The organism is Pedobacter sp. UBA5917 (genome assembly GCF_002432345.1).
Lineage (GTDB): Bacteria > Bacteroidota > Bacteroidia > Sphingobacteriales > Sphingobacteriaceae > Pedobacter.
In genome coordinates this window covers 1-6,304 of the sequence record NZ_DJDT01000359.1, presented here as the reverse complement: position 1 = coordinate 6,304, position 6,304 = coordinate 1, and the positions used below count along the sequence as shown (strand labels likewise).

The 6,304-nt window shown below is 39.8% G+C and carries 5 protein-coding genes; 4 read left to right on the top strand and 1 reads right to left on the bottom strand.

Features of this window, described 5'->3' with window-relative positions; genetic code table 11:
• The first annotated feature begins 190 nt into the window (after window positions 1-190).
• From B2V92_RS25130 to B2V92_RS25115, 4 genes are read left to right on the top strand one after another with little or no spacing between them, the layout of a single operon-like run.
• Window positions 191-397, top strand: coding sequence for a hypothetical protein (locus B2V92_RS25130; RefSeq protein WP_293313284.1), 207 nt, complete (start codon window positions 191-193; stop codon window positions 395-397).
• Between the two features lie 35 nt (window positions 398-432).
• Window positions 433-1,767: a TolC family protein gene (locus B2V92_RS25125; RefSeq protein WP_293313282.1), complete on the top strand. Its 1,335-nt coding sequence runs from the start codon at window positions 433-435 to the stop codon at window positions 1,765-1,767.
• Between the two features lie 24 nt (window positions 1,768-1,791).
• Entirely contained in the window at window positions 1,792-2,823 is a 1,032-nt protein-coding gene (locus B2V92_RS25120) for an HlyD family secretion protein (protein WP_293313280.1), read from the top strand.
• A gap of 2 nt (window positions 2,824-2,825) precedes the next feature.
• Complete coding sequence (locus B2V92_RS25115; RefSeq protein WP_293313278.1) at window positions 2,826-4,415, top strand: MFS transporter; 1,590 nt, start codon at window positions 2,826-2,828, stop codon at window positions 4,413-4,415.
• 277 nt (window positions 4,416-4,692) lie between these two features.
• Here B2V92_RS25115 and B2V92_RS25110 read toward each other — a convergent pair whose 3' ends face one another.
• A complete protein-coding gene (locus tag B2V92_RS25110; protein WP_293313276.1) occupies window positions 4,693-5,148 on the bottom strand; it encodes a hypothetical protein in 456 nt (151 codons plus the stop codon).
• Window positions 5,149-6,304: the final 1,156 nt, after the last annotated feature.

Below are 6,304 nucleotides of genomic sequence, written 5' to 3'. Positions count from 1 at the left end.
GGTGTGCCGGTAGCCGCTGCTCTGTCTGCTGGCGCATCACCAAAATCGAATCGGGATTTTTATCAACGGTTTCAATCAGCTCCTTTAAAATTTCCATTGGCCAAAATTAGCAAATTTTAGGCTGATTATATAAAACCGAAAAATGCGCCTGCCGGTAGTTTTGTAATGTATTTTTTTAACAGCATTAATTATGGATAAGGAAATAAACAAAAACAACCTCCAGCATAGCGATAACAAAAATAATGGATATGCTGATCGCACAACAGCACAGCCCAAAGATGTATTCAGCCTGCTCAATTGCCACCTGCTTTCGGCCTATGTGTATCCGCTCATTCCGATGATGGATTTTTCATCAGCAGTTGAAACGTTACTATCTATCCTGAAAAAATGGAAATAAGAAATCATTATAAAAAATTGATCAGAGGATTTAAAATGGAACATTATAAATCAATGGCATTTTTAGGAACGATATTGTTCTTAAGTGCACAAGCTGTAAAGGCACAGGTAGCCGACAGTTCACATCTTTTTACATTGGAGGATGTCTGGAAAATTGCAGGATCCCAGAATAAACAGCTTAAACTTTCAGATTTAAGCCTAAAACAAAGCAGGATTAACGTTCTGGAGGCTAAAGATCGCCTTCTTCCCGATCTAAATATCGGAGGCGACCTGAAACTTAATACGAAATTCCTCATTTACGATAAGGGGTTGTTCTCGGCTCCGCAGGATGTGCCGGTTTCGGATTATGGTTATAACCTGGGTTATAATTTTAACCTCAATCTTTTCAATGGCGGTAAAGATAGGCGAAATGTTGAAATCAAGCGTACAGAGGCAGACAGGATGGGCCATGAAGTAGAACTGCAGCGCAGTAATATTAAATACAATACTGCTGTGGCCTATTACGACCTCTATAAATTCCTGCAGTTCAGGGATTTTATTGCCTCCGAAATTTCAGCTAAAAAAAAGCAGCATACCCTCATCGAAAATCTGAATAAAAACGGTATTGTACTCAAAAGCGATGTTTTAAGAAGTTCTGTTAAGTTGTCAGAACTCGGATTAAATCTATCTGATGTTGACAAGAAAATTTTACTGGCCAAACAACGCCTGAATATACTCATGGGACTTGATGATGGACGAAGTTTGGAAATACCCTACAAAAAAGATATCGCACTTCAGCCTGCCATAGATTCGGTATACGATGATTATCTCCGCATTGCTTTAAATCAGTCGCCACAGTTAAAAGTGGCCAGCAGTGATATCAAATTGAGTGAATTGAATATCAGGCAGGCTAAATCTACCCTGTTGCCAAAGGTTTCGCTGTATTCAACCTATGGTTACACCTATCCACAGGTATCGTTTTATCCCTATTCAAATGATCTGTGGGGCTATGGACAAACAGGTATAAAGATGCAGTTCTCTATCGATAACCTGTTTAAAGCTAAACATTCAATCGCCAATGCCCTTAATGTGGGCGAGCAGCAGAATATAAAATCTGGTATTAAAAAAGAGGAGATCAGCATTCAGGTGAGGGAAGCTTATTTACAGGAGCTGCAGGCCAGGGAAGGAGTAGGGATTGCCGAAAAAAATATAATCGAAAATACGGAAACGGTAAGGGTAATCAGAAACAGTTACCTGAACCAGGAATCACTTTTAACAGATCTTCTGGATGCAGAAAACATGCTTCTCCAGGCCAACCTTAACCTCACAGCTTCGAAAGTGGCGCTAAAACTCAGTCACATAAGGTTGCTTGCCATCATAGGAATATTATAAAAAAAAAATATGGATAAAAATAGAATGGATAAAATTATAGTTACGATAACCAGGTGGTTTGGAATCACTTTGTTTACAGGTATGGTTGTTTGGGCTGCCGTTTACCTTTGGAAAAGTTATCTTTATGAGCAAACCAACGATGCCCAGGTAGATGCTTATCTATCGCCGGTAAATGCAAAAGTAGGTGGTTATATCAGTAAGATCTATTACAGGGATAATCAAAAGGTGAAAAAAGGAGATACCCTGGCGCTGATAGAGGTTGATGAATACCGGCTGAAAAAAGAAGCGGCCCAGGCAGAACTGATGGCTTCGAGGGCGAAACTGCCCATACTCAATGCCGGAGAACAGACCCAGCAAAAAAGTATTGAGGTTATAAAAGCACAGCTTTTGGGAGCAAAGGCCAAACTGGATCAGCAGCGTAAAGAATACCAGCGGTATAAAAATATGTTTGCCGAGGAATCTACCACCGCCCAGAAATTTGATAATGTAGCCACATCGCTCTCTATCATTCAATCCGATTATGCGCAGGCCATGGCTTCGCTCCATGTATCGGAATCGAAATTAAACGACATAAAAGTTCAGCGATCGGCCATAGAGGCAGAAATCAGGATAAAGGAAGCGATGCTCGAAAGACAGGAACTGGATGTAAAGTATACCGTGATTACTGCACCTTTTGACGGGTTATTGGGTAAAAAGACCATCCAGGAAGGGCAATTGATCCAGCCGGGACAAACATTGGCTTTTCTGGTTAACACAGCAGAAGAAAAATGGGTAATTGCCAATTTCAGGGAAACCCAGGTTAATACATTTAAGGCGGGACAAAAAGTATGTGTGGAAGTAGATGCTTTTCCTGACGAACTGTTTAACGGGGTAATAGAATCGCTCTCTCCAACTACCGGATCACGTTATTCCCTCCTTCCGCCGGATAATGCCACAGGCAATTTTGTGAAAATTATACAGCGTATCCCTGTAAGGATTAAACTAACCGATATTCCGGATAAACTTGCCCGGCTTTCTGCCGGCATGAATGCCAATGTTTACGTGATAAAAGATTAACGATGGAAACACATAAAATCCCTGTTTTTAAGCCCTGGGTATCAGAATGGTTGGCAAGATCAGTGATATTCGCCATATTGATGACCTTTTTATACAGTTTTGCGCTTTACAGCAATCCGGTAACGGTAATTGGTTTTTATGGAGTACAACCTACCGATGTGCAGTACGGTACCATTGTAATATATGGTTCAACGGTTGCCTTTTTAGCGCTCGATTTCCGTATTGTGAAATATTTTGCATCCAGGAATTATCTGTTAACCGCATTTGCACTTAATGCAATATGTTCACTCATTTGCTTCCACTTTAGAAATTGGTCAATTTTTATCATCTGCCAGTTTTTGCAGGGAATTACCTGTGCCTTGGTGTCGGGCATAGTGCTGAATTTGATATTCCCGCGTTTACATTCCACCAGGGCAAGGGTTATCGGTTATTCCATTATGTATGCCGGAATACAGATATCGGTGCCTCTTTATGCCATTTATTGCAGTATTGTACTTCATTTTTTTGATTTCAACTGGCTTTTTTATGGTTTAAATGTACTGCTGCTTGCCCTCACAGTTATTGTACTGATCACTATGGATGGAAAAGCCAGGATCCATAAAAAAGTTCCCCTGTACCAGGTAGACTGGATCGGTTATGTGTTTTATACTGTTTTTATTCTCTCATTGGGCTACATTTTAATATATGGCAGGCAGCTGGGGTGGCTTGGTAGTTCTACCATACTTTTACTCATCCTTTTCAACCTAATGGTATTGTGCCTGTTTATAAGGAGAGAACTGGCATTAAAACGTCCATTAATAAATTTATCAATTTTTAAGACAGGGAATTTTGTTATCGGCCTATTGCTGCTTTTTGTTTTTTATATCTTCAAAGGAACTACCGGACTTACTTACGGATATCTGGAAACAATTTTGGGGACTGATCCGCTCCATACTATTCCCGTTTGGACTGCTGTGATTTTAGGAACCGTTATCAGTATGTTTGTGGCTTCCCGTTTTGTATTGCTGGGCTACAATCTGATCAGAATTATAATGGCCGGTTTTGGCATTATGGCCCTATATTATCTATACATGGTGGTATTTGTTTCAGATCAGGGCGAAACAGCCGATTTTATCCTGCCTATGTTTATCTATGGTGCTGCCACAGGCGTTTTATTTGTGCCTATCGTTTCTTTTACTACTGCTGCAGCACCGCCGAAAATAGCATTTAATGCTTCGTTGGTTGGGATATTTGCCAGGTTTGCCGGTTTTGCTGCCAGTTTAGCTTTTAGCAACGAACTTCAGTTATACACCCGGTCTGCGGTTAAGGAAAAGGTTCGGGAAACTTTAACTGATACCAACCCACAGCTACCTGTTACTTTGCAGGATATCCACCAGGTGTACATTACTGCTGGGAACGACAGTTATATCGCAAAAGGAGCCTCCAACGGCTATTTTAATTTTTTTGTAAAAGAACAGGTATTTGCGCGTGCCACAAGAGATTATTACGACTGGATGCTGCTTGGGGTGCTTTGTGTCGTCGTTATCATCCTCATCTTTCCACAGATCCAGAATGTGATACTCAAATTGAGAAAAGATAACGTGCCTTATTAGCGACACTTATAAACAAAAAAACCTTTCATTTCTGAAAGGTTTTTGTTCGATTTTTTTGATGTACTCGGGGCGAGAATCGAACTGTGTTCTTAACCCGTTGATCTACAGATATGTTTTAGTCTAAAAGTCTAGGGCGCACGAATGACGCAATTGGAACAATAGACCGGATCTTAAATTACTTACTATTCAAAGCCTGCAAAACTTGAAAAATTGATTTCAAAGTACTACAATCCTTATCAAGTCAAAGATACAAATTCCTATTTCAATTTCATGTGTCTTATAGATTGTAACTATTTAAAGTTCCATCAATTAAAATTATTCCGTCAAGCCCTAAGCTGACTTCTCGAAATGGCAAATTATCATTTGTTGGAAAAAAACCATCATCATTATAAAGCCCCTTGGATAAAATTTCTGAAGGTTTTAATTCAAGTAACCTTTTATCAAAACCAAAAAATAATTGAGGTACTCCAACAGGAGTAGTCAGGAATTCGTATCCCCCATATCGGATATTGTTAGAGAATTGTTGACTGTTCTCTATGAAAAAGGAATAATATTTTCGGATGGCCGATTCCTCATCAAATTTAATGTCAATCCCATTTTCATCTCCTTCTGGATCAATGATAATTCCTTTTATTGGTGTACGTGAAAGATCAAAGTAACACGCGGCTCTAGTTTCTGGAGCTAATCCATTATAAGTAAGTATCTGCGAAACCTGATTAATTGCATGTTGCATAACACATAAATCGTAACCACTTGAATTACCTTTCGCCTCAAATATGTGTGAAATGTTTGATTTTTTAATCCCAATTAGATCTGGCCGATAGGCTGTTTTTTTTGTATTGCCAATAATTATCTTCGAATTAGCGATTCCGCGTGTAGTAAATTGAATTGAACTTGAATAATCATCTACATGGAATAACCATTTAATTTTAAAATGTTTTTCTGCGTAGAGTTTTGTTAGGCCTTGTCCGAAGTAATATGAGATTGTCGCCTTTTCACTTTGATTAAGGTCATGAAATCTTTTGTGTAAAGTTAAATGTCCATGATCAAGATCTGTAAAAGCAAGTGCTTTACAGATTAGTTCAGCTATTCGGTAAATTCCTGAATTAAAAACATCCTTCCAGCTTGACTTCCCTACAGTTACAATTGCTCGGGCCAGGTCAATTGGTTTTATATCCTGTGTACAGTGTGGGTATTTCGGCGAAAGTGTACACTCATTCCGCGTTTAAACTGACACCCTATTTCGCTTCAAACTGTACAGTCTTTTCCGGACCAAACTGTACGCGCTGATCGATGGATCAGACTTTTCTCTGGGAGTAATCACTTTTAATTTTTTAAGTTCAGACCAGAATAAGGGCTCAGGCGATAAAATCGCATCTGATATGATGTTTGGTCTATTAGATAGGTTTTGAGCGTCTCAGGGCGTCTTTTTGAAGGTGTTTAGTTGTGTTCTCCTGGTGTGATGCTTTATTGACCCGGTGGAAAGGGGCTGATATCCTGTTGAACTCGGTTAAGATGGGAGCTTATCAGAGGAGAGAAATTTGAGCTTGGTGATCCTATGCGTTCAGAGGGAAAGGAACAATTTAGGCAATTGCCCGGCAGTCAAATTCGCGTACAGTTTGGTCCGAAACGGACTGACCAGTTTCGTTGAAATACGCAGTGAAGACCGAATTAAGCGGCTGGAACTAGAGCTGACGGAGGCGAAGGTACAAAACTCGAACCTTTCGAGTGTCGATAAGATGCTTTTGCAGGCAATTGAGGCACTTTCTAAGCTCAGTTCGTTTTATGAGGCCTGTGATGTATTGAAAAAAAGAGAGTTGCTTGGTTCGATATTTCGGGAAATGTTGCGTTTTGATGGGATGAGTTAGGATCAAGCGGAAAAGTTGGGG